The sequence below is a fragment of the Phycicoccus jejuensis genome, assembly GCF_000720925.1.
Lineage (GTDB): Bacteria > Actinomycetota > Actinomycetes > Actinomycetales > Dermatophilaceae > Phycicoccus > Phycicoccus jejuensis.
Genome location: NZ_JOEE01000007.1, coordinates 185,845 through 209,221, shown reverse-complemented (window position 1 = coordinate 209,221; position 23,377 = coordinate 185,845). Strand labels below are relative to the sequence as shown.

The 23,377-nt window shown below is 74.8% G+C and carries 20 protein-coding genes; 16 read left to right on the top strand and 4 right to left on the bottom strand.

What is annotated here, in order from left to right:
* Nucleotides 1-39 precede the first annotated feature (39 nt).
* Nucleotides 40-867, bottom strand: coding sequence for a sulfotransferase family protein (locus IG69_RS0114515; RefSeq protein ID WP_051750591.1), 828 nt, complete (start codon nucleotides 865-867; stop codon nucleotides 40-42).
* Nucleotides 868-1,045: 178 nt separating this feature from the next.
* Here IG69_RS0114515 and IG69_RS0114510 point away from each other — a divergent pair, with 178 nt between their 5' ends.
* On the top strand, nucleotides 1,046-1,675 hold the full coding sequence (locus IG69_RS0114510) for a hypothetical protein (RefSeq protein WP_157577614.1): 630 nt from the start codon (nucleotides 1,046-1,048) through the stop codon (nucleotides 1,673-1,675).
* An 83-nt stretch (nucleotides 1,676-1,758) separates the two neighbouring features.
* Here the strand turns inward: IG69_RS0114510 and IG69_RS0114505 are convergent, their stop codons facing one another.
* On the bottom strand, nucleotides 1,759-2,733 hold the full coding sequence (locus IG69_RS0114505; protein ID WP_030528891.1) for a glycosyl hydrolase: 975 nt from the start codon (nucleotides 2,731-2,733) through the stop codon (nucleotides 1,759-1,761).
* A 311-nt stretch (nucleotides 2,734-3,044) separates the two neighbouring features.
* On the opposite strand from IG69_RS0114505, the gene IG69_RS0114500 reads away from it, so the two are divergent.
* From IG69_RS0114500 to IG69_RS0114485, 4 genes are read left to right on the top strand one after another with little or no spacing between them, the layout of a single operon-like run.
* The gene (locus tag IG69_RS0114500; RefSeq protein WP_157577612.1) at nucleotides 3,045-3,884 is read left to right on the top strand and encodes a phosphatase PAP2 family protein; all 840 of its coding nucleotides are present in this window, start codon (nucleotides 3,045-3,047) and stop codon (nucleotides 3,882-3,884) included.
* A gap of 54 nt (nucleotides 3,885-3,938) precedes the next feature.
* Nucleotides 3,939-7,517 carry a transcription-repair coupling factor gene (mfd, locus tag IG69_RS0114495; protein WP_030528889.1) on the top strand — a complete coding sequence of 1,193 codons (3,579 nt, stop codon included), beginning with the start codon at nucleotides 3,939-3,941 and terminating at the stop codon, nucleotides 7,515-7,517.
* A 19-nt stretch (nucleotides 7,518-7,536) separates the two neighbouring features.
* The gene (locus IG69_RS0114490; RefSeq protein WP_030528888.1) at nucleotides 7,537-8,085 is read left to right on the top strand and encodes a hypothetical protein; all 549 of its coding nucleotides are present in this window, start codon (nucleotides 7,537-7,539) and stop codon (nucleotides 8,083-8,085) included.
* Complete coding sequence (locus IG69_RS0114485; RefSeq protein ID WP_030528887.1) at nucleotides 8,082-9,035, top strand: nucleoside triphosphate pyrophosphohydrolase; 954 nt, start codon at nucleotides 8,082-8,084, stop codon at nucleotides 9,033-9,035. The genes IG69_RS0114490 and IG69_RS0114485 overlap by 4 nt, the downstream gene beginning before the upstream one ends.
* Here the strand turns inward: IG69_RS0114485 and IG69_RS0114480 are convergent.
* Nucleotides 9,022-9,879, bottom strand: a complete 858-nt coding sequence (locus IG69_RS0114480) for an endonuclease/exonuclease/phosphatase family protein (RefSeq protein ID WP_030528886.1) — start codon at nucleotides 9,877-9,879, stop codon at nucleotides 9,022-9,024. The two genes, IG69_RS0114485 and IG69_RS0114480, sit on opposite strands and share 14 nt — an antisense overlap.
* Nucleotides 9,880-10,417: 538 nt before the next feature.
* Between IG69_RS0114480 and IG69_RS0114475 the strand changes: the two genes are divergently transcribed.
* From IG69_RS0114475 to IG69_RS0114465, 3 genes are all read left to right on the top strand, one after another.
* Nucleotides 10,418-11,569: a PfkB family carbohydrate kinase gene (locus tag IG69_RS0114475; RefSeq protein WP_030528885.1), complete on the top strand. Its 1,152-nt coding sequence runs from the start codon at nucleotides 10,418-10,420 to the stop codon at nucleotides 11,567-11,569.
* A complete protein-coding gene (locus IG69_RS0114470; protein WP_030528884.1) occupies nucleotides 11,566-12,492 on the top strand; it encodes a pseudouridine-5'-phosphate glycosidase in 927 nt (308 codons plus the stop codon). Before IG69_RS0114475 ends, IG69_RS0114470 begins: the two co-directional genes overlap by 4 nt.
* A 91-nt stretch (nucleotides 12,493-12,583) precedes the next feature.
* Entirely contained in the window at nucleotides 12,584-15,994 is a 3,411-nt protein-coding gene (locus tag IG69_RS0114465) for an ATP-binding protein (RefSeq protein ID WP_030528883.1), read from the top strand.
* Nucleotides 15,995-16,024: 30 nt separating this feature from the next.
* Here the strand turns inward: IG69_RS0114465 and IG69_RS21725 are convergent, their stop codons facing one another.
* Nucleotides 16,025-16,753, bottom strand: coding sequence for a hemerythrin domain-containing protein (locus IG69_RS21725; RefSeq protein ID WP_051750590.1), 729 nt, complete (start codon nucleotides 16,751-16,753; stop codon nucleotides 16,025-16,027).
* A 172-nt stretch (nucleotides 16,754-16,925) separates the two neighbouring features.
* On the opposite strand from IG69_RS21725, the gene IG69_RS0114455 reads away from it, so the two are divergent.
* The 8 genes from IG69_RS0114455 to IG69_RS0114420 all read left to right on the top strand — a co-directional run bounded on the left by IG69_RS0114455 (nucleotide 16,926) and on the right by IG69_RS0114420 (nucleotide 23,347).
* Nucleotides 16,926-17,861 (top strand): SDR family oxidoreductase, encoded by a 936-nt coding sequence (locus IG69_RS0114455; RefSeq protein ID WP_030528881.1) that lies wholly within the window; start codon nucleotides 16,926-16,928, stop codon nucleotides 17,859-17,861.
* Between the two features lie 117 nt (nucleotides 17,862-17,978).
* Nucleotides 17,979-19,268: a phosphopyruvate hydratase gene (gene eno, locus IG69_RS0114450; RefSeq protein WP_030528880.1), complete on the top strand. Its 1,290-nt coding sequence runs from the start codon at nucleotides 17,979-17,981 to the stop codon at nucleotides 19,266-19,268.
* 23 nt (nucleotides 19,269-19,291) lie between these two features.
* On the top strand, nucleotides 19,292-19,903 hold the full coding sequence (locus tag IG69_RS0114445) for an FtsB family cell division protein (protein ID WP_084696823.1): 612 nt from the start codon (nucleotides 19,292-19,294) through the stop codon (nucleotides 19,901-19,903).
* Nucleotides 19,900-20,430 (top strand): DUF501 domain-containing protein, encoded by a 531-nt coding sequence (locus IG69_RS0114440; protein WP_030528878.1) that lies wholly within the window; start codon nucleotides 19,900-19,902, stop codon nucleotides 20,428-20,430. The genes IG69_RS0114445 and IG69_RS0114440 overlap by 4 nt, the downstream gene beginning before the upstream one ends.
* Nucleotides 20,427-21,377, top strand: a complete 951-nt coding sequence (locus IG69_RS0114435) for a Ppx/GppA phosphatase family protein (RefSeq protein WP_030528877.1) — start codon at nucleotides 20,427-20,429, stop codon at nucleotides 21,375-21,377. The genes IG69_RS0114440 and IG69_RS0114435 overlap by 4 nt, the downstream gene beginning before the upstream one ends.
* Nucleotides 21,378-21,410: 33 nt before the next feature.
* The gene (locus tag IG69_RS0114430; protein WP_030528876.1) at nucleotides 21,411-21,827 is read left to right on the top strand and encodes a hypothetical protein; all 417 of its coding nucleotides are present in this window, start codon (nucleotides 21,411-21,413) and stop codon (nucleotides 21,825-21,827) included.
* A gap of 330 nt (nucleotides 21,828-22,157) precedes the next feature.
* The gene (locus IG69_RS0114425; RefSeq protein ID WP_030528875.1) at nucleotides 22,158-23,006 is read left to right on the top strand and encodes a Bax inhibitor-1/YccA family protein; all 849 of its coding nucleotides are present in this window, start codon (nucleotides 22,158-22,160) and stop codon (nucleotides 23,004-23,006) included.
* 26 nt (nucleotides 23,007-23,032) lie between these two features.
* Entirely contained in the window at nucleotides 23,033-23,347 is a 315-nt protein-coding gene (locus IG69_RS0114420; RefSeq protein WP_051750589.1) for a hypothetical protein, read from the top strand.
* The last annotated feature ends 30 nt before the right edge of the window (nucleotides 23,348-23,377 follow it).

The window sequence follows — 23,377 nt, the reverse complement described above, 5'->3', positions numbered from 1 at the left end:
TCGGAGAGGGAGCCGCGGGTCGGGGGAGGACGGCCGTCGTCAGCGGACGACGGCCGGGAGCGACTCGCGCGGACCGACCGCGCCGAGGTCGTCGAGGGAGTAGCCCCACGCGGCCACGGCGTCACCCCACCGCTCCTCCACCTGTCGGCGACGGAGGCGGGCCAGGGGCGAGCCGGTGCGCATCGCGTCCCAGGTCTGGGCGTAGCGGTCGCTCGCACCCGCCCGGATGCCGTCCGCCGGCAGGGGCGTGTCGAGCCCGAGGAGCCGGGCGACGTCGGTGAGACGGGCCTCGGCGTCGGCCACGAGGTCCTCGTAGCGCAGGACGAGCAGGCGCTCGTGGTGGGGCGCGTCCTCGAGGAGGAGCTCGTGGGCCCGCACCCAGTGCCCGACGAGGTCCGGCAGGGTCGAGTGCCGGCGCCCGCTGCGCGAGACCGGCCACGGGTTCCACTTCTCGAGCGCGAGCGAGGCCACGACGGGGTGCCGGACGACCACGACGAGGGCGCTCCCCGGGAACAGCGCCTGGAGGAACCGTCCCATGACGAGGTTGCCGGGCGACTTCTCCAGGAGCAGCCGACGCGAGAGGTCCCAGTGGGGCGACCACGCGTCGACGAGGCGCTGCGCGTTCTCCGACGAGACCAGGGGCGAGGACTCGGTGAGGTGCGCGCGCGGGTCGTTCGCGAAGCGACCCATCCCCCCGTGGGCGCGGATCGGCGGGTAGACGTCCTGGAGGTGGACCCCCTCGTCCTCGCTGACCCCGCTGTCGGAGATGCCCGCGATCTCGGGGTGGCGGGCGAGCAGACGGGCGAGGGGTGTCGTACCGCTGCGGTGCAGGCCCCCCACGAACACGAACCTGGACCCCTCGAGCACCCTGTACTCCTCACTGCGGCAACGGACGACGGCCCAGTGTGGCAGTGCGGAGCGTCCGCCGGGGCGTTTGCCCGGGTTGTGTCGAGTTCGGGGTGCCGGTCGGGGGGAGGACCTAGAGTTGGGCCAGGGTCCTGCGCAGGGAGCCGGCAACCGGCCGGCCGGGGTCCGGAGGTCGATCATGAACGCGTCTGTCCGTCACGCTCGCCGCAGGGCCTGGTGGGGCGTCCCCGCCGTGTGCGTCGTCCTCGCCACGGGCGCCTGCACGTCGGGGGGCGGCGGCGACGCCACGCCCACCGCGGCCCCGAGCTCCGGGACGGCCACGTCGACCTCCTCGGCGAGCCCCTCCTCCGCGGCACCGACCACGCCGGACGAGATCCCCTCGGCGGCGACCGCACCCCCGAGCGAGGCCGCCGACCGACCCGGTCGCCAGGACAGTGCCCTGCAACGGCTCCCCGGTTCGAGCAAGGCCGGCTGCGTGGCCGTGGGCACGCAGCGGGACGTGCGCTCGGGAGAGCTGGCCGCGGGCAACTTCGCCGACGCCCGGGCGGCGTTCACGGCGTCCCCCACCTCGGCGTTACCGCTCTACGTCATCCCGGCCGACGTGTCCGACGAGAAGGCGACGCTGTCGGTCACCCTCGCGCAGCGCGACGGCTCCGGGGCCGTCACCGTCAAGAGCTCCACCACCGAGACCGCCGACCGCTTCAAGTACCACCTCGTGCAGCTGACCGTCCCGTCGGCCGGCGACTGGCGCATCACAGCGACCACCGGCAGCGCCAAGGGCTGCTGGGACGTGACCTTCGCGTCCTGACGCGCGGGCGTGGGCCCCGACGACGACGGGGCGGGCGGACGTCGAGACGTCCGCCCACCCCGTCGGTGGTCATCGCCGCTGCGTCAGGAGGTCGTCCACCCGTCGGCGACGATGGACTTGTACGACGAGTACTCGGAGCTGGTCTTGAGGGACCAGGCGCAGTCGTTGTTGCTGGCGTTGGTCGGCGGGCGGTTGAAGTAGAACGCCGCGACGAAGTACGCGCTGTTGCTCTTCATCCACGAGTAGCCGGCCGACAGCCAGGCGCTGCGGTTGACCGTGGAGTGCGCGGCGAACTCGGGCAGGGCCGCCTTCTTGCCGTGGGCCTTCGCGAAGGAGAGGACCCCGCTGGCGATGGTCGACAGCGGCACGTCGCGGCTGCGGCCCTCGCCGCAGGTGTACCAGTTGTAGGCGTCGCCGCCGATGACGTCGACGTAGGCGTCGCCGGGGTACCAGTTGACGGCCGCGATCCGGTCCGTGCTCTTGACGCGGTAGGACCACGCGGTCGCCTGGTAGACCCACTTGACGTTGGTGACGCCCTGCGCGCGGAAGAGGTCGACGACCTTGCGGTAGGCGGCGCGGTACTCGGCCGCCGTCCCCTGCTTGATCTTCGCCGAGACCTCGGGCTCGTGGCCGAAGGCCACGAGGATGGTGCCGCCGCGCGCCTTGATCGTCTTGGCCCAGCGGATCATGTCGTTGTGCAGGGCGCTGCCGGGGGCGGCCGCGGTGACCGAGCGCCACGGGAGGCCGTTGGCGTTGACCGTGACCATCCGTCCGGTCGGGACCCCGCCCTGGAAGTTGCCGTAGGAGTGGGTGGCCACGGTCTGGCCGGACATCTTGGTCAGGGTCGTGACATCGCCGGCCCCGCCGAAGAACAGCGGGCTGGCGGCCGCCGCGGCGGTGGTGGTGGCCTGGGCCGTGTCGCCCAGGGGGCGGGCGGACGCGGCGTCGGCCGGGGCGAGCGCGACGGTGGTCGCGAGGGCCGAGCCGAGGGCGAGGGTCGTGAGGCCGCGGCGGCGCCGGGGTCGGGCGTGGCGGGGGCTGGTGACAGAGGTGGGCATGGTCAGGTGCTCCTGTGACGCCGCGGCCATGGTCGGGCACCGGGAGGGCAGCGACCGACGAGCAGGGGTTGGCACGCGTCCGCGCCGGCGTCTCTGGCAGGGAGTGGACGCGCGGACTTCGGTGACGGTACGTGGCTCGAGCCGCCAAGGGAAACAATTCCCCGGCGGCGGACTCAGAATTCGGTCAGGTTTCGGTCCGGCGGTGCTGGTGCCGACCGGCCGGACGTGCTCCGGGACGGTGCCCGACGGGGCACCGACCGGCCTGCGGGAAAGGCTCCCGCCGGAGGGGTCCGGTCGGCCATGATGGGCGGGTGAAGGGGACAATGCTCGTCGGAGTCGTCGCGCTGGTGCTGGTCGTGGGCGCCGGCGCCCTCCTCGTCCTGCGGGCCGACCGCACCACCGCACCGGGCTGGGTCAGGTCGGTGCTGGCACGGGCACGGGCCGTCGGCGACGTCCTCGTCGCACAGCTCGGGCGCGTGGGCGCCTTCGCGGCGGCCGTCTTCCTCGGCGGCGGCGCCATGACCTTCGTCCTGTGGGTGCTCGGCGAGGGCTTCCAGGCGATCGAGCCCTACGTCGACCACCCGACCTTCGAGTGGTTCGCGGCCGGCCGCGACGCCACCTGGGACTCCATCTGGCTGGTGCTGACCAACGTGGGCGGGCTCCAGCAGACGCAGGTCCTCACCGTCGTCGCGGCGCTCGTCCTCGCCGTGCTGTGGCGACGGCGCCGGTGGTGGGTCCCCCTCGTCGTCCTCCCGGTCGGGTACCTGCTGGAGAAGAACGTCCAGGAGCTCCTCAAGCTCGTCGTCGACCGCGGGCACCCCCCGACGACGCTGGGCTCCTACCCGTCCGGCGGCTGTGCCCGCGTCATCGTCGTCTACGGCCTGGTCGTCGTCCTGGCCCTGCGGTGGACCGAGACCACGAGCCGGCGCTGGTGGGCGGCGGGCGCGGCCCTCGTGGCGCTGCTCGAGACCGTGCAGGCCTACGCCCGGATGTACAACCAGGAGCACTGGCTGACCGACGTCATCGGCGGCTTCTTCTTCGGGCTCTTCCTCCTCGCGACGATGGTGTCGGCGATGCTGCTGCTCGACGACGGAGGGACGGGGAGGACGGTCGAGGACCGCCGCGTCGAGCGGGTTCGCGTCCCCGGCTGAGCCGCCGCCACGGGCGTCACGACCGTCGGTGCCCCCGGCTAACCTGAGACCGACATGCCCCCGCTCATCCCGCTGCGTGCCCGGCTGGCCGCCCTCGCGCCCCTCGCCCGACTCTCCGACGCCCTCGCCGCGCCGTCCGCCGAGGTCACGGCCTCGGCCCCGCCCGGCGCCCGCCACGCGGTCCTCGCCGCCCTCGCGCCCCGGCCCTCGGGCGCGCCGGTCCTCGCCGTCACCGCCACCGGGCGCGAGGCCGAGGACCTCGCCACCGCGCTCGCCTCGACGCTCGGCGCCGACGCCGTCGGCCTCTTCCCGTCCTGGGAGACCCTGCCGCACGAGCGGCTGAGCCCGCGCAGCGACACCGTCGGCCAGCGGCTCTCGGTCCTGCGCCGGCTCGCGCACCCCGAGGCCGAGGACACCACGCACGGGCGGCTCGCGGTCGTCGTGGCCCCCGTCCGGGCCGTGCTGCAGCCGATCTCCAAGGGTCTCGGCGAGCTGCGCCCCGTGTCGCTCTCCGCCGGGCAGGAGGTGCCGCTCGAGCAGGTCGTCGAGGACCTCGCGGCGGCCGCCTACGCCCGTGTCGACCTCGTCGAGCGGCGCGGCGAGTTCGCCGTCCGCGGCGGCATCCTCGACGTCTTCCCGCCCACCGAGGAGCACCCCCTGCGGGTCGAGTTCTGGGGCGACACGGTCGAGGAGATCCGCTGGTTCAAGGTCGCCGACCAGCGCTCCCTCGAGGTCGCCGAGCACGGCCTGTGGGCGCCGCCGTGCCGCGAGCTGCTCCTCACCCCGTCCGTGCGCGAGCGGGCCGCGGCGCTGGCCGACCAGCTGCCCGGGGTCGCCGACCTCCTCGACAAGCTCGCCAACGGCATCGCCGTCGAGGGCATGGAGTCGCTCGCGCCGGCCCTCGTCGACGGGATGGAGACCCTCCTCGAGGTCCTGCCCGCCGACGCCGTCGTCGCCGCGTGCGACCCCGAGCGCGTGCGCACCCGGGCCCACGACCTCGTCGCGACGAGCGAGGAGTTCCTCCAGGCCGGCTGGGCCAACGCGGCCGGCGGCAGCGCCGTCCCCATCGACCTCGAGTCCGTGCTCGGCACGGCGTCCTTCCGCAGCCTCGCCGACCTGCGCGAGCAGGCCCGCGAGCTCGGCGTGCGGTGGCTCGACCTCACGCCGTTCAGCGGCGACGAGGACGACGACACCGTCGAGCTCGGCCTGGCCGTGTCGCCCACGTTCCGCGGCAGCACCGAGGACGCCGTCGCCGAGCTGGCCCGGCTGACCGGTGACGGCTGGTCGGTCCTCGTCGTCACCGAGGGCGCCGGCCTCGCCAAGCGCGTCACCGAGGTGCTCGGCGAGCACGAGGTCCGTGCGCGCACCTCGCCGGAGGCCGAGCTCGAGCCGGGCCTGGTCTCGGTGACCACCGGCTGCGTCGGCTCCGGGTTCCTCGTGGCCGCCGAGCGCCTCGCCGTCGTCACGGAGGCCGACCTCACCGGGGCCGCGGCCGGGTCGGGCACCTCGACCAAGGACATGCGCCGGATGCCGTCCAAGCGGCGCAACCAGGTCGACCCCCTCCAGCTGCGCCCCGGCGACTTCGTCGTCCACGAGCAGCACGGCGTCGGTCGCTTCGTCGAGATGGTGCAGCGCACCGTGCAGGGCGCCACCCGCGAGTACCTCGTCCTCGAGTACGCGGCGTCCAAGCGCGGCCAGCCGGCCGACCGCCTCTACGTGCCGACCGACCAGCTCGACCAGGTCACCCGCTACGTCGGCGGCGAGCAGCCCACGCTCAACAAGATGGGTGGCTCCGACTGGCAGCAGACCAAGGGTCGGGCGCGCCGCTACGTCAAGCAGATCGCCGCCGAGCTCATCCGCCTCTACTCGGCGCGCATGGCGTCCAAGGGGCACGCGTTCGGTCCCGACACCCCGTGGCAGCGCGAGCTCGAGGATGCCTTCGCGCACGTCGAGACGCCCGACCAGCTCGTGACGATCGACGAGGTCAAGGCCGACATGGAGCGGGAGGTCCCGATGGACCGCCTCGTCTGCGGCGACGTCGGCTACGGCAAGACCGAGATCGCGGTCCGCGCCGCGTTCAAGGCGGTCCAGGACGGCAAGCAGGTCGCCGTGCTCTGCCCGACGACGCTGCTCGTCCAGCAGCACCTCAACACCTTCGCCGAGCGGTACGCCGGCTTCCCGGTCGTCGTCAAGGCCCTGTCGCGCTTCCAGACCGACGCCGACGCCAGGGCCGTGCTCGCCGGGCTCGCCGACGGGTCCGTCGACCTCGTCATCGGCACCCACCGCCTCCTCTCGAAGGAGGTGCGCTTCAAGGACCTCGGGCTCGTCGTCGTCGACGAGGAACAGCGCTTCGGCGTCGAGCACAAGGAGCAGCTCAAGGCGCTGCGGACGTCCGTCGACGTCCTCGCGATGTCCGCGACGCCGATCCCGCGCACGCTCGAGATGGCGGTCACCGGCATCCGCGAGATGTCCACCCTCGCCACGCCCCCCGAGGAGCGGCACCCCGTCCTCACGTACGTCGGTGCGTACGACGAGAAGACGGTCACCGCGGCGATCCGGCGCGAGCTGCTGCGCGAGGGCCAGGTCTTCCTCGTCCACAACAAGGTGTCGACGATCGAGAAGGCGGCCGCTCGCATCCGCGAGCTCGTGCCCGAGGCCCGGGTCGCCACGGCGCACGGGAAGATGGGTGAGCAGAAGCTCGAGCAGGTCGTGGTCGACTTCTGGGAGAAGCGGTTCGACGTCCTCGTCTGCACGACGATCGTCGAGACCGGGCTCGACATCAGCAACGCGAACACCCTCATCGTCGAGCGCGCCGACCGGCTCGGCCTCAGCCAGCTGCACCAGCTGCGCGGTCGCGTCGGCCGTGGTCGCGAGCGGGCCTACTCCTACTTCCTCTACCCGCCCGAGACGCCGCTCACCGAGACCGCGCTCGACCGGCTCCAGACCATCGCGAGCAACACCGACCTCGGGTCCGGCATGCAGGTCGCGATGAAGGACCTCGAGATCCGCGGCGCGGGCAACCTCCTCGGCGGCGAGCAGTCCGGCCACATCGCGGGCGTCGGGTTCGACCTCTACGTCCGGCTCGTCGGCGAGGCCGTCGCGTCCTTCCGCGGCGAGGGCGAGGAGGCGCCGGCCGAGATCAAGATCGAGCTGCCGGTCGACGCCCACCTGCCGCACGACTACGTCCCGCACGAGCGCCTGCGCCTCGAGATGTACAAGAAGCTCGCGGCCGTCGTCGACGAGCAGCAGCTCGCCGAGATCGAGGGCGAGCTCGTCGACCGCTACGGCCCGGTGCCGGAGCCCGTGCGCAACCTCCTCGAGGTCGCCCGGCTGCGCACCGTCGCGCGCGCCGCCGGCATCGCCGACATCTCGGTGCAGGGCCAGCACGTGCGCTTCGGCCCGGTCGAGCTGCGCGAGAGCCAGCAGCTGCGGCTCAACCGCCTCTACCCGAAGTCGATCCTCAAGGCCGCGACGGGCTCCGTGCTCGTCCCGGCACCCAAGACCGCCGTCGTCGGAGGGCGCCCGCTGCGCGACCAGGCCGTGCTCGACTGGGCCAGCCAGGTCATCCGGGCGGTCGTCATGGACAATGTCGGTCAGGCCGCCCAGGCCGCGACCGCCCCCGCCCGGGGATGACCCGATGAAAGGACCCCTCGTGACCACTCCGGTTCGCCGCGTCGCTGCGGCGCTCGCCCTCGGCGCCGCGCTCGTCACCGCCGGCTGCGGGACGACCGAGGCCGGCCGCGCCGCCACGGTCGACGGCCGCGTCATCACCGAGAACGAGGTCCAGGTCGCCCAGGCCCAGATCAACAAGACCTTCCCGGGGGCCAACCTCACGGGCGACCAGGTGCTCGGCCGCCTCATCGGGGCCCCGGTCTACCTCGACGAGATCGCGCAGCAGGGGGCGCCCGTGTCGGAGTCGCTCGCCCGTACGGCGTACCAGCAGCAGGACACCTACGACGGCGAGGCGCCGGCCGACGAGACGCTCGAGGTCCTGCGCGCGCAGCTGGCCATCCAGCAGCTCGCGCAGTCCGGCGCGTCGGTCCCGACCGAGGCGCTGACGAAGCTGGAGGTCGACGTCAACCCGCGCTACGGCGCGTTCGACGCCTCGAAGCTCACCGAGTGGGACGCCGTCCAGAGCACCGCCGGTCTGGCGACGAGCACGCCGGACTGGATCAAGACGGTCACCACCCCGCAGCAGTGAGCACCGGCCGGCTCGGCCTCGTCCTCACCTCGCCGCGGGTCGCCCCCGGGCTGCTCTCGCACCCGGCGTGGGTCGCGGTGTCGGCGGCCGACGTCCTGCTCGCCCGGTCCGCCGACGAGCCGCTGGCCGAGGCCATGACCGAGGCAGGGCTGGCGGTGCTCGAGGTGGGCGACCACCCGCCGGCCGCCCTGGCCCGGCTGCTCGTCGACCGGGCGGGCGAGGCCGTCGTCGTCTGGCTCGGGTCCTCCGACGGGGACCCCGGTCTGTCGGACGCGCTCGCCTCCGAGGTGTCGCGGCTCGAGACCCCGCCCGAGGTCGAGCTCGTCGTCGGCTCGTGGGACGTGCAGGGCGGGCGGCTCCTCGACGTCGTCGCGGCGATGGACCGGCTGCGCTCCCCGGGCGGGTGCCCGTGGGACGCCGAGCAGACGCACGAGAGCCTCGCTCCCTACCTCGTCGAGGAGACCCACGAGGTCCTCGAGGCCATCGGGTCGGGGGACCCGAGGGCGCTCGCGGAGGAGCTCGGCGACGTGCTGCTCCAGGTCGTCTTCCACGCCCGGGTCGCCGAGGACGCCGGGGAGGACGGCTTCGACGTCGACACGGTCGCCGGCCTGCTCGTCGAGAAGCTCGTGCGGCGCCATCCCCACGTGTTCGCCGACGGTGACGCGACGACACCCGAGCAGGTCGAGCAGCAGTGGGAGCGCATCAAGGCGGTCGAGAAGGGGGCGACCGGGGGAGGCGACGCGAGCGACCTGGGGCACGGCCTCCCGTCGACGCTGCCGGTCGATCTCGCCGCGTCGAAGGTCCGGGCGCGGGCGCGACGACGCGGGTTGGCGCTCGACCCCGACGACGCGGCCGCGCTGGACGCGGCCCTGGCGGACGTCGCCGCGGCGGAGGAGCGGGCCCGCGCCGCGTTGCGACGGCTGGCGGGCGGCGCGGTCAGCCCCGGATGAGGTCGGCCCACAGGAGGTTGTGGTCCGACCAGGGCGAGTCCCGCGTGGCGGCGGCGCCGGGGGAGAAGGTGGCCGCGCTGCCGAAGACGTAGTCGATCTTGGCGGTGCCCCGCGTGGCCGGGCCGCAGCGGCAGGGGGCGCCCGACCGCGTGGAGGACGGCTCGACGAAGCTGCCGCGCGACCCCGCGCCGTAGCGCGGCTGGTAGAGCGGGTCCAGCATCGTCGCCGACGGCACGTCGTTGATGTCGCCCGCGAGGACGACGGGCCGTCCGGGGGCGGTCGCGGCGCTCAGGGTCTCGGCGATCTGCCGCTGGCGCAGGGCCGCCTTCTTCGCGCCGGGCAGCAGGTGCGCGGTGCAGACCTCGGTGGGGCCACCGAGCGCGGTCCGCGCGCAGAGCACGCCGCGGAGCTCGACGGCGTTGGGGACCTGCGCGGTGAACGTCACGCGGCGCACCGACCAGAGGCTGCTGCGCGAGACCAGGGCGTTGCCGCTGGCGGCGCCGCCGCAGCGGCCGTGCTTCGCCGGGAACGTCTGCTGGAACACGGTGTGGACGGTGACGCCGAGCTGGGCCAGGCGCGCCCGCAGGGCGTCGGGCACCGGCGAGCACACCTCGTTGAGCGTGAGGACGGCGAGGCGGTCGGAGACGAACTGCTGCGCCATCCACTCCACCCGCTGGGCGGTCGTGCCCCCGCAGCCGCCCGTGCTGCCGTAGCCGCACATGTTGAACGTCCCCACGCGGTGGGTGGTCGTGGCGGCGCTCGCCGGGGCGAGGGCGAGGGGTGAGGCGACGAGGCCGGTGACCAGGCCGAGCGTCGCGACGAGCCTGCGGACGGATGGGAGCACGACGACCTCCGGGGGTTGTGGTTCGGGACAGTCTGCTGGCGCCACGGGTCGCGTGGGGGCTCGCGCGCAGCCGGATCCCGCCGCCCCCGCGACGCGGCTCGCCGCTGGTCACGCGACGCAAGGTTTCCCTTCCGCACCGCAAGGTTTCCCTTCCGTACCGCAAGGTTTCCCTTCCGCACCGCAAGGAGTTGAGCGTGGGCCGGGTCGATGATGCGGGGCCGGTGCGTCCTCGCCGTGCCGGGGTGACACGCCACGGCGGCAGGGCGGCAGGGCCGCGGCACGGCGATCCGAGCCCGGCGCGGCGATCCGAGCCCGGCGCGGCGATCCGACCTCGGCAGGACGAGCGGTCCTTGCCGCTCACAAGGTCTCCCTTCCGCGGCGCAAGGTCTCCCTTCCAGGTCGCAAGGGTTCGCTCCCGTCCCGGAAGGGATTCCTTGCGGGGCGCAAGGGATTCCTTCCGCGGCGCATGGATTTCGGGAGTACACACATCGGACGGCGACTTGCTTCGGAAGTCCAAGGGCGCTTAAGGTCTGCAAGTATGGGACTGACCGAGCGTGAGCGCGAGATCGTCGCGCTGCTGCGCACCGACCCGCTCCTCGACGCCGCCGCGCTCGCCGAGCGCCTCGGCTCCACCCGCGCCGCCGTCTCGGTGCACCTGAGCAACCTCACCCGCAAGGGCGTCCTCCTCGGCCGGGGCTACCTCCTGCGTCCCGAGGCCTCCTCCGTCCTCGTCGTCGGCGGCGCCGTCCTCGACGCCAAGGTCCGCACCCGCGTCCCCGCGGTCCTCGGCACGAGCAACCCTGGCACCTCCACCGCCACGGTCGGCGGGGTCGGCCGCAACATCGCCGAGAGCCTCGCCCGGCTCGGCAGCCCGACGATGCTCGTCGCCCCGGTCGGTGACGACCTCCAGGGCCGCACGGTCGTCGCCCGTACGGAGGCGGCCGGGGTCGACTGCCGGCACGTCGTCACCTCGCCGTTCCCGACCGGCTCCTACACGGCCGTCCTCGGTGACGACGGCGACCTCCTCGTCGCCGTCGCCGACATGCGCGCCACCGACGAGCTGACCGTCGCCGACCTCGCCGTCGTGCCCGGCCTGCTCGGCGGGGTCGACCGCCTCGTCCTCGACTGCAACCTCCACGCCGACGTCCTGCGCTGGGTCCTGACGACGGCCGCGAGCGCCGGCGTCCCGGCCGTCGTCGAGACCGTCAGCGTCGCCAAGGCCGCGGACGCCGCCCCGGCCCTCGACGGTTCGGTCCCGGTCCACACCGTCACCCCCAACGTCGACGAGCTCGCCGCGATGCTTCGCCGCCCCGTCGACCCCGACCCGGCCTCCGTCGCGGCCGCTGCGGCCGAGCTGCACCACCGCGGTGTCGAGCACGTCTGGGTCCGGCGCGGGATGCACGGCAGCCTCCTCTCGGTCGCCCGCCCCGGCCGGCCGGCTCGTGTGGTCCTCGTCGCCGCGCCCCCGACCACCGTCGAGGACGTCACCGGCGCCGGGGACGCGATGACCGCCGGCTACGTCCACGCGCTCCTCGGCGGCGCCGACGTCGTCGAGGCCGCGCGCTTCGGCCAGGTCGTCGCCGCTCTCACCTGTGCCTCCCCGGACACCGTCCGGGCCGACCTCACCCCGGCGCTCGTCGCCGCCCACCTGACCCCCGACGCACCGCCCACCGAGGAGCTCTCCGCATGACCACCACCCCGCACCCGATGCTCTCGCTCGCCCCCGAGGTCCGCGAGGCCCTCGCCGCCGGCCGCCCGGTCGTCGCGCTCGAGTCGACGATCATCAGCCACGGGATGCCCTACCCGGCCAACGTCGCGATGGCCCGCGAGGTCGAGCAGATCGTCCGCGACGGGGGAGCGGTCCCGGCGACCATCGCCGTCATCGCCGGCCGCCCGACCGTCGGCCTCTCCGACGACGAGCTCGAGATGTTCGGGGCCGACGGCGGCATCCGCAAGGTGAGCGTCCGCGACATCCCGCACGTCCTCGCCACGGGCGTGCACGGCGCCACGACGGTCGCCAGCACGATGCGCATCGCGGCGCTCGCGGGCATCCGCACCTTCGTCACCGGCGGCCTCGGTGGCGTCCACCAGGGCGCCGAGACCTCGATGGACGTCTCCGCCGACCTCACCGAGCTCTCGCGCACCGAGGTCGCCGTCATCTCCGCCGGCGTCAAGTCGATCCTCGACATCGGCCGCACCCTCGAGGTCCTCGAGACCCTCGGTGTGCCCGTCGTCGGCTTCGGCACCGACGAGTTCCCCTCCTTCTTCTCGCGCACCAGCGGCCTGCCCGTCCCGATGCGGGTGGACACCCCCGAGCAGGTCGCCGAGCTGATGCACGCCTCCTTCGGGCTGGGGCTCGGCGTCGGGATCTCCATCGCCAACCCGGTGCCGGCGGAGCACGAGATGTCCCACGAGGACATCGACGACGTCATCGCCCGGGCCCTCGCCGAGTGCGCCGAGCAGGGCGTGACCGGCAAGGACATCACGCCCTTCCTCCTCGGCCGGCTCGTCGAGCTCTCCGACGGCCGCTCCCTCGAGACCAACCTCGCGCTGGTGCGCCACAACGCCCGCGTCGGCACCGCGATCGCCGTCGCGTACGCTGCGACCGCCTGAGGGCGGGCCCCGACGACCGCGCGCGACGTCCTGCGCGGACTCGCCCTCGCACCCCTTCTGACCTGCGGGCCCGCTGGCTAGGGTGACGCCCGTGAGGGTGCGGGTGCTGGGGAGCACGGCCGTCGACGCCGGTGACGGGCCGGTGGTCCTCGCCGCGCGCCGGCCGCGCAGCATCCTCGCCGCCCTCGCGCTCTCACCCGGTGCGACGACGAGCGCCGACCGGCTGGTCGACCTCGTGTGGGGGGGACGGGCTCCGGCGGGGGCGCTCGGGACCCTCCACTCGTACATCAGCGGCCTGCGGCGCGTCCTCGAGCCCGACCTGGCCCCGCGTGCCCGGCCGACGGTGCTCGTGACGAGCGATGCCGGGTACCGGCTCGCGCTCGACTCCGACCGGGTCGACGCCGTGGTCTTCGCCCGCGAGGTGCGCGCGCGGCACGCGGCGCTCGCGCCGCTGTGGTCGCAGCTGACCACCGGCCCGGACGACGGCTGGCCGACGCGCGACGAGGTGGGTGAGCACGTCGAGGCCCTCGAAGCGGCCCTGCGGACGTGGACGGGCACGGCGTACGCCGACCTCGGCGACCACCCCGACGTGCTGGCGGACCGGGGCGCCCTCGACGAGCTGCGCGCGACGGCGGAGGAGGACACCGCGCTCGGGCTGCTGGCGCTCGGGGAGCACGCCGCGGTGCTCGCGGCCGCCGAGCAGGCCGTGTCCCGTCACCCGCTGCGCGAGCGCAGCCACTGCCTCCGCGCGCTCGCGCTGGTCCGCACCGGTCGGCAGGCGGAGGGGCTGGAGGCGCTGCGCGGGTACCGGCGGCGGCTCGCCGAGGACCTCGGCCTCGACCCCGGGACGGAGGTGCGGGCCCTGGAGGCGGCGGTGCTGCGCCAGGACCCGGCGCTCGGCCGGTGGCTCGCACCCGCTGCCGGGCCGGCGCCCGACCGGCCGGCCGCCCGGGAGCGGGCGGCCACCGACGCTCCCGGGCCGGCTCCGGCCGTCGCCCTCGCCGGCTGGCCGCTCGTGGGGCGCGAGCGCGAACGGGCGGCCCTCGTCGACCTCCTCTCCGCCGCGGCCGCAGGGAGCCCCGGGCACCTCCTCGTGGTCGGCGACCCGGGGGCCGGCAAGACGCGCCTCGTCGACGACGTCGTCGACCAGGCCCACGACCGGGGGATGGTGTCGGCCGTCGGCCGCTGCTCGCAGGACGACGGCGCGCCGCCCTTCTGGCCCTGGTTCGCCCTCCTCGAGGGCCTCGGCATCGACCCGCCCGAGGACCTGGTCGACACCGGTGGCGACGACGGCGACGGCGCCGCCCGGGCCTTCGCCGTCCAGGACGCCCTGGCGCAGGCGGTGCGGCGGCGGTCGCGCGACGACCCGGTGCTCCTCGTGGTCGAGGACCTGCACTGGGCCGACACGCGCACCCTCCGTGCCCTGGCGCACCTCGTCACCTCGCTGCGCCCGGGGGACCACGTCGCCCTCGTCCTGACCCGCCGCAGCCGGCCCGCACCCGTGGGGGCGCTCGCCGACCTCGGCGCGGCCCTGGCCCGGCACGGCGGCCGGACGCTGGAGCCGGTCGGCCTCGCCCCGGCGCAGGCCCGCGAGCTCGTGGCGGCGGTGTCCGGGGCCGACCGGGCGCCGTCCGCCGTGGAGGTCGACGACTGGTGCGCCCGGACCGGCGGCAACCCGTTCTTCCTCGTCGAGCTCGCGCGGCTCGCCGCCGCCCCCGGCGGCTGGCGGGGCGAGGTCCCGGAGTCGGTGCAGGTGGTCGTCGCGCGTCGCCTGGCGGACCTGCCCGAGGACACGCGCGAGGTCCTGCTCGTGTCCGCGGCGCTCGGGCGGGCGCACTCCCCGCTCCTGCTCGCGCACGTCGGCGGGTGGGACCCAGCCCGGGTCGCCGAGCTCCTCGAGCCCGCGGAGGAGGCCGGGATCGTGCACCACCGGGACGACGGGTCCCTGGCGTTCGAGCACGCCCTCACCCGGGACGCCGTCCTCGCCACCGCGACCACGGCGGGGGTGGCGCGCACCCACGCGCGCATCGCCCACGCGCTCGCGAGCGTGGCGGACGCCGCGGTGCCGGCGGCCCAGCGCGACTTCGACCTCGCGCACCACTGGCTCGCCGCGGGGCCCGTCCACGCACCGCGCGCGTGGCGTGCCGCCGAGGGTGCGGCCCAGCGCGCGCGTCGCCTGTTCGCCAACGTCGAGGCCACCGACCTCTACCGTTCCGCGCTCGACGCCCACGCCCTCGACCCCGCCGGCACGCGGGAGGAGCGCTACGACCTGCTGCTCGCCTACTCCGAGGCGGCGGCCCACTCGGGGCGGTGGCGCCGAGTCGTCGAGGCCGTCGTCGAGGCGGTGGCCCTGGCCCGTGCGGCCGAGGACCCGGAGCGCGTGGCCCGCGCGGCCTCCGAGCTCACCCGCTACTCGGTGTGGACGCCGCAGGAGATGGGCGAGGTGGACGAGGACCTCCTCGACGACCTGCGCGCGGCGCTCGCGGCCTCGGGGGAGCAGGACTCCCCGGCCCGCTGCGTCCTCATGCTGGCGCTCGCCGTGCAGCTGTACTACCGCTGGGGGAGCGAGCCGGAGGTGGACGCCCTCGTCGACGAGGGGACCGCGATGGCGCGGCGTCTCGGCGACCGGCCACTGCTCGCGTGGGCCGCGCACGCCGGCTGGATCGCGCTCTGGCGACCCACCGAGCTCGCCCGTCGCACCCGGCTGGCGGACGAGGAGCTCGCCGCCGCCGCGGGTGGCGAGGACGCCGCGGCCGAGGCGCTCGCCCACCTGACCCGGGCCGGCACCGCGATCGAGCACGGCGACCTCGACGGATGGGTGGCCGGGTCGAAGGCCGCGGACCGGATCGCCCGTCGCCGGCGGCTCGCCTACGTCGAGTACGTCCTGCACTTCGTCCGCTTCTCGCTCGCGACGCTGCGGGACGAGGACGCCGCGGCGGACGCGCACGCCGCGGCCATGCGCTCGATGCAGGACGGTCTCGCGACGCCTGCGCTCGAGCAGAACGAGTTCGGGATCCTCTACAGCACCGCCACGTGGCGGCCGGGGGTGGCCGACCAGCTCGTCGACCCGCTCTACGCCGAGTTCGTCGCCGAGCCGTTCGACCTCGGGCGGTGGGCGATGCTCCACCTCCTGGCCCTCGTCGACCGTGAGGACGCGCTCCGCAGCGAGCTCGAGCGGGTCCCGATGCCGCCGTTCCGCAACCGCTGGTGGCACACCGCCGAGGCCGCTGCCCACGTGCTGGTCGCGGCGCGACTGCGGGACCCCCGCCTGGCGCGTGAGGCCGTCGACGCGCTGCGCCCGTCCGAGGGCACGATGGCCCTGACCGGGATCTCGCTCGTCAACGGGCCGGTCGACGGCTACCTCGCCCTGGGGCTCGCGGTGCTGGGCGAGACGGAGGAGGCGGCGCGGCTCGCGGACCGGGCCGAGCTCATGGCCGACCGCTGGGGGATGAGCGCGTACACGCGGATGCTGACCGGTGAGCGGGCCCGGCTCGGGTTCTGACCCCGAGCGGACCCGTCCGCGCCGGACCGGTCAGCCCTCGGCGTACCGGAACGCCGTCGCCTCGCGCCGTTCGAACCGGCGGCGCACGACGAGGTGCAGCACCCGGTACGCGGGCCCGGCCATCGCGAACATCCGGTCCCTGCCCTCCTGCGGGAGCCGGTGCAGCGCCCAGCCGACGACGAAGCCGATGTCGCCGGCCTTGTACGACCGGCCGATGGCCTTCTCGACGCCGTCGAACTCCGCCGGCGTCATGACCCGCTGCACGAGCGGCAGGACGACGGTCTCCTCGTGCCGGAGGTGCGCGTCGAGCACCTCGCGCAGGCCCGCGACCCGGATCTCGACCGCGTGACGGTGGGCGTCGCACGGGTGGTCGGCCATCGCCCGGAAGGCGTCGGCGCACGCGGAGATGAGCGGGTCGATGCCCTCGTGCTCCTCGCTCATCGCGCGGACCTCGGCCGCGTCCGCCGGCGTGCCGCGCTCTGCGACCGCGCCGGCGAGGACCGGCCAGTACAGCTCGTCCTCGGCGGTGTGGTGGTGGTGCAGGGTCGAGGCGAACCGACCCCAGCGCGCGACGAGCGCCTCCCAGACGGCGGTCTCGCCGACGGGGGTCCGGTGGGCGGCCGACGCGAAGGCGGCGAGGTCCCGGCGGAAGGCGTGGTGCATCACGTACATGCCGGTGTGGTCCAGCGGACCGTCGGCGACGTGGGTCTGGCCGGGCAGGTCCAGCTGGCCCCGGGTGGTCGTCGTGGTGGTGGACATCGCTCTCTCCTCGTGGTCGGGGGTCGGGCCCCGCTGTCGTGGTGGTGCGACCACCGTCGACGGCTGCGCTTGGGTGCGGCTTGGGCGGTGGGTCCGCGACGCCGCAAGGGCCGCCCAAGCGGGGCCGACGAGGGTCGACCCGACACCCCGTCGACCACCAGAAGGAGCCCTCGTGCCCACCACCTCCAGCCGCCCGGTCCCCTCCGGGCGCCGCGTCCTCGTCATCGGCGCCACCGGCCTCGTGGGCCGGGAGGTCGTCCGGGCGCTGCGCGAGCGCGGCGCCACCCCCGCGGTCCTCGTCCGTGACCCCGCCCGCCTGGGCTCCCGCGAGGGCGTCGAGGTCGTCGTGGGCGACCTGCGCGACGCCGCGTCGGTGCGCCGGGCCGTCGCCGGCGCCGACGTCGTCTTCCACGTCTCGCCGCACGAGCCCGACGAGGTCGCGCTGACGACCACGGTCGTCGAGGCGTGCGAGGCCGCGGGGACGCGGCTGGTCTTCGCCGGGGTCCACGCCGTCGGTCGCACCGCCCTGCACGGGTGGCTGCTGCGCCGCCTGTACGGCGTGCTGCTGCCCCGCTACCGCGGCAAGCTCGCGCTCGCGCGCCGGGTCGAGCGCTCGGCGACCACCCCCGTCGTCCTCGTCCCGTCCAACTTCATGCAGAACGACGAGGTCCTCCTCGACGTGCTGCGCGCCGGCGAGCACGTCCACCCGGCCCACCCGAAGGGCCTCAACCGGGTCGACCTGCGCGACCTCGGTGAGGTGGCCGCGCGCATCCTCCTCGACCCCGAGTTCCCGTCCGGCACCCACGCGGTCGTCGGTCCGCGCTCGCTCACGGGTCCGGAGTGCGCCCGGATCTGGTCCGAGGCGCTCGGCCACCCGGTCGCCTACCGCGGGGACGACGACGAGGCCCTCGACCGGGCCCTGCGCGCGCACCTGACCGGCCACCGGCTCGAGGACTGGCGCTCGTCGATGCGGGTCATCCGCCGGATGGCCGTCGTCGCCACGCCGGCGCAGCTCGCCGACACCGAGCGGCTGCTCGGCCGGCGCCCGACCGACCTGCGCGAGATGGCCGCGCGCGTCGTGGCGGAGCACGCCGTGGGCGTCGGCTGACGCACGTGCTCGAGGCCGCCGTCCCGGGGCGTCCGGGGAGCGGGTCGGTCCCGGCCGACCCGCTCCGCCCCGGCTAGGCTCGGCAGGAAACGTGTCCCCTTCTCCCCAGGAGTTCCTGTGGCCAGCATCGAGGCAGTAGGCGCGCGCGAGATCCTCGACTCGCGCGGCAACCCCACCGTCGAGGTCGAGGTCGCCCTCGACGACGGCACCGTCGCCCGCGCGGCGGTCCCCAGCGGCGCGTCGACCGGCGCCTTCGAGGCCGTCGAGCGCCGTGACGGCGACAAGGGTCGCTACGGCGGCAAGGGCGTCGAGAAGGCCGTCGACGCGGTCATCGACGAGCTCGGCCCGAAGCTCCTCGGCTTCGAGGCGAGCGAGCAGCGACTCGTCGACGCCGAGATGCTCGCCATCGACGGCAGCGCGAACAAGGAGAAGGTCGGCGCCAACGCCATCCTCGGCGTCTCGCTCGCCGTGGCCCGCGCCGCCGCCGACTCGGCCGACCTGCCGCTCTTCCGCTACGTCGGCGGCCCGAACGCGCACGTCCTGCCGGTGCCGATGATGAACATCCTCAACGGCGGCAGCCACGCGGACTCCAACGTCGACATCCAGGAGTTCATGATCGCGCCGATCGGCGCCGAGTCCTTCCGCGAGGCACTGCGCTGGGGCGCGGAGGTCTACCACGCGCTCAAGTCGGTGCTCAAGGAGAAGGGCCTCGCGACCGGTCTCGGCGACGAGGGCGGCTTCGCGCCGAACCTCGAGTCCAACCGCGCCGCGCTCGACCTCATCCTCGAGGCGATCGAGAAGGCCGGCTACACCCCGGGCGAGCAGATCGCGCTGGCGCTCGACGTCGCCGCGTCCGAGTTCTACGACGACGGCTCCTACACCTTCGAGGGCGGCACGAAGAGCGCTGACGAGATGGTCGACTACTACGCCGACCTCGTCGCCTCCTACCCGCTCGTGTCCATCGAGGACCCGCTCAACGAGGACGACTGGGAGGGCTGGAAGGCGATGACCGACCGCCTCGGCACCCAGGTGCAGATCGTCGGCGACGACCTCTTCGTCACCAACCCCGAGCGCCTCGCCCGCGGCATCGAGACCGGCACCGCCAACGCGCTCCTGGTCAAGGTCAACCAGATCGGCTCGCTGACCGAGACCCTCGACGCCGTCGACCTCGCGCACCGCAACGGCTACCGCTGCATGATGAGCCACCGCTCGGGCGAGACCGAGGACGTGACGATCGCCGACCTCGCGGTCGCGACGAACTGCGGCCAGATCAAGACCGGCGCCCCGGCCCGGTCCGAGCGCGTCGCGAAGTACAACCAGCTCCTGCGCATCGAGGAGGAGCTCGACGACGCCGCGGTCTACGCCGGCGCGGGCGCCTTCCCGCGCTTCGCCGCCCGCCAGGGCTGAGCCGAGCCGGAGGAACCAGGCCGATGGCCACCAGCCGCAGCACCGGACCCGCGTCGCGCCCGCCGCGACGCGGGTCCGCGGCGCGCCCGGCGTCGAAGGCCGGCTCCGCCCGGTCCTCGACGCGCTCGTCCACCCGGTCGGCGTCCGCCTCACCGCGGCCCTCGACCACCGGCACGACGACGGCGAAGGTGGTGCGGCGCACCCCGACCGGCTGGCGCGGCCAGGTCGGCGGGGCGATGTCGAACCGGATGGTGCGGCGCACGGCGGTGCTCGCGAGCATCGCCATCTTCCTCGTCGTGCTGCTCACCTCCTCGGTCGCCGCGTGGCTGCACCAGCAGGGGCAGATCGCCGCGCTGCGCGACAAGGTCAGCAGCCAGGAGGCCGACGTCGCGTCGCTGCGCGAGGAGCGCCAGCGGTGGGAGGACCCGGCCTACGTCGAGCAGCAGGCCCGGCAGCGGCTGAAGTTCGTCCGCCCCGGTGAGCGCGCCTACACCGTCCTCGACCCCGAGGCGACGAAGGACACCGGCCCCGCGACCACGGGTCCCGGTGCGGGAGAGGCCACCCCGGCTCTGCCCTGGTACGACGGCGTGTGGCAGTCCGTCCGCACCGCCGACGCCCCCGGGGCCCGGCGATGACCGCGAGCCCCGACCTGCCGCCCGTCGCGCAGGAGGACCTCGACGCCGTCTCCCGCCAGCTCGGCCGCACGGCCCGTGGGGTCGCCGCCGTCGGCCACCGCTGCCCGTGCGGCGAGCCCGACGTCGTGCGCACCGAGCCGCGCCTGCCCGACGGCACGCCGTTCCCGACCTCGTTCTACGCCACCTGCCCCCGGCTCACCGGCGCGATCTCCACGCTCGAGAGCCAGGGCGTCATGCGCGAGATGACCGAGCGCCTCGGCACCGACGACGACCTGCGCGCCGGCTACGAGGCCGCGCACGCCGACTACCTCGCGCGCCGCGCCGAGCTCGGTGACGTGCCGGAGGTGGCCGGCATCTCCGCCGGCGGGATGCCGACGCGCGTCAAGTGCCTCCACGTCCTCGTCGCCCACTCGCTGGCCGCCGGCCCGGGCGTCAACCCGCTCGGCGACGAGGCCCTCGACCTGCTCGACCCCTGGTGGGAGCGTGGCTCCTGCGCCGCGGACGCCGCCGCGGGGGAGCGCGCGTGACCCGTCGGGTCGCCGCCGTCGACTGCGGCACCAACTCGATCCGCCTGCTCGTCGCCGACGTCGGTGACGACGGGCTCCTGACCGACGTCGTCCGCCGGATGGAGGTCGTGCGGCTCGGCCAGGGCATCGACCGGACCGGCGTCATCGCGCCGGAGGCCATGGAGCGCACGCTCGCCGCGGCGGCCGGCTACGCCGCGACCTGCCGCGAGCTGGGGGCGGAGCGCGTGCGGTTCGTCGCCACCTCCGCCTCGCGCGACGCCCGCAACGCCGACGAGTTCGTCGCCGGGGTGCGCGACGCCTTCGGCGACCTCGACGTCACGCCCGAGGTCGTCGCCGGAGAGGTGGAGGCGCGGCTGTCCTTCACCGGGGCCACCGGCGACCTGCGCCGGCTCGGCATCCCCGGGCCCTACCTCGTCGTCGACCTCGGCGGCGGCTCCACCGAGCTGGTCCGCGGCACCGACGACGTCGAGGCCGGGCGGTCGGTCGACGTCGGTTGCGTCCGGATGACGGAGCGCCACCTGGCCGGCGACCCGCCGACCCTCGAACAGACCGACGCCGCGCGCCGCGACGTCCGGGCCGCGCTCGACGCCGCCGAGGAGGCCGTCGACCTGCACGGCCTCGCCGCGGTCGTCGGCCTGGCGGGCTCCATCACGACCGTCACCGCCCACGCACTCGGGCTCGGCGGCTACGACCGCGACGCCATCCACCTCGCCGAGGTCCCGCTCGCCGGCCACCGCGCCTCGTGCGCGGCCCTCCTCGCGATGCCGCGGGCCGAGCGGGCCGCGCTGCCGTACATGCACCCCGGCCGGGTCGACGTCATCGGCGCCGGCGCACTCGTCTGGGACGAGGTGCTCGCCCGGCTCGCCGACCGGTCGCCGGGCGTGCGGGTGGTCACGAGCGAGCACGACATCCTCGACGGCATCGCCCTGTCGGTCGCGGACGCCTGACGCGGGCCGTCCGCTGTGGCAGGCTCCCGGCCCATGGGTGCCGAGGCGGACGAGCGGACGGGGCCGCCGACGCACCTGCTCCTCGTGCGGCTCATGGCGGGGCTGTCCGGGCTGCTCGCCCTGGCGCTCGTGGTGCTCGGGTTCGTCGTCCCGACCTCGCAGCTGCCCGTCGTGCTCGCGGGGGCGGTCGTCGGGCTCGTCGGGGTCGTCGGCTGCGTCATCCTCGCGGGGTCGCTGCGGCGCGACACCGCGCCGGCCGCGCTCCGGGGGAGCGCGGTGGGCGTGCTGATGCTGCTGGCCGCCGCGGTCCTCCTCGCGCCGGCCGTCGTCTGGCTCGTCGCGGGCGGGCCGGAGGCGTTCACGACCCTCGGCCTGAGCACGGTCGCGCTGCCCGCCGGGGTGGCCGTCGCGGCCGTCCTCGCCGGCCCGGCCCTCGGGCGCGACGCCTGAGGCCTGCGCCGGCCGACCTGGCCGGCGCGCTACGGTGTGCCCGCCCCCGTAGCCTGAGGGCGACGGTTCCCGTCGGGGGCGCGCAGCGCCCCCGCAGGGAGTCGGGAGGAGCCCGAACGGAGTGAGGGCGACGGTTCCCGTCGGGGGTGCGCAGCGCCCCTGATCTCTTCCCCCGAATGTGTGTGAAGAACGTCGGCGGGGCGATGTTCTTCACACACGTTCGCGGGGAGGGGTGCGACGCGGTCTCAGCGGGAACTCAGCAACGGGCTCGCACGTCTAGGCTGTACGAACGACGGTGACCCCCACCGCCACGACCAGCACGGAGGAACGATGGCCAACAACCCGGCCTTCAACCGGATGGAGCAGGACGCCCGCAACGGGTACGCCGGCTTCCGGTCCACCCCCGCCCCGCAGCAGGCCGACCCGATGAGCCCCCAGCAGCTGCAGGACATGTACAACGCGCCGTCGGCGATGCGCCCCGGCACCGAGCGCGCCGTGACGATGGACGACGTCGTCATGAAGACGCTGAGCCTCTTCGCCATCGTCCTCGTGACCGGTGCCGTCGGCTGGTACCTCTCGGCGACGAGCCAGGTCCTCGGCCTCGCGGCCTGGGGCATCGGCTTGGTCGCCATCCTGGGCCTGGGCATCGCCATCGCGGTCAAGAAGACGCTCAGCGTCCCGCTCATCGTCACGTACGCGGTGTTCGAGGGCCTCTTCGTCGGGGCGATCAGCCAGACCTACTCCGGCGCCTTCGACGACCCGGGCACCCCGGCCTTCCAAGGCATCGTCGCGCAGGCCGTGCTGGCCACCCTGGCGACCTTCGCCGGCATGTTCCTGGCCTACAAGACCGGCCTGATCAAGGTCACCGCCAAGTTCCGCCGCATCGTGACGATGATGGTCTTCGGGTACGTGATCTTCGGATTCATCAACCTGGCGTACGCGCTCATCTCCGGTCAGCCCTTCGGCATCGGAGGCAGCGGGATGCTCGGCATCGGCATCTCCCTGTTCGCCGTCGGCCTCGCAGCGACGATGCTCGCGCTCGACTTCGACTCCATCGAGTACGCCATCCGCACCGGCGCCCCGCAGAAGTACTCGTGGCTCCTCGCGCACGGCCTCGTCGTCACGCTCGTCTGGCTCTACCTCGAGTTCCTCCGGCTTCTCGGTCGGCTCCGCAACTGACCGGACCCAGCACCGACGACGCCGGGGTGGCCCACGCCGCCCCGGCGTCGTCGTCCCCGGACGTCCTCGACGGCCCGGCGCGCACCGAGCTCGAGCGCATCCGGCGTCGGTGGGCGCAGCTGCCGCTGGCCACGGCGCAGGAGCAGAGCAGTGCCCTGCGCGCCCTCGCCGAGCACCTCGCGGGCCTGACGGCGCCCGGCGTCCCGCTGCCGGACCTCGGCCCGGCCGCACTGCCCGATCAGCTGGCCGTGCTCGCGTGGGACGCTGTCGCAGCCGGCGGGCCGGAGGCGGCCGCCGACGTCACCGAGCGGCTGGTCGCCCTCCGCCGCGCCCTCCCCTGACCCGGCCCACGCGCACCCACTCACTGCGCA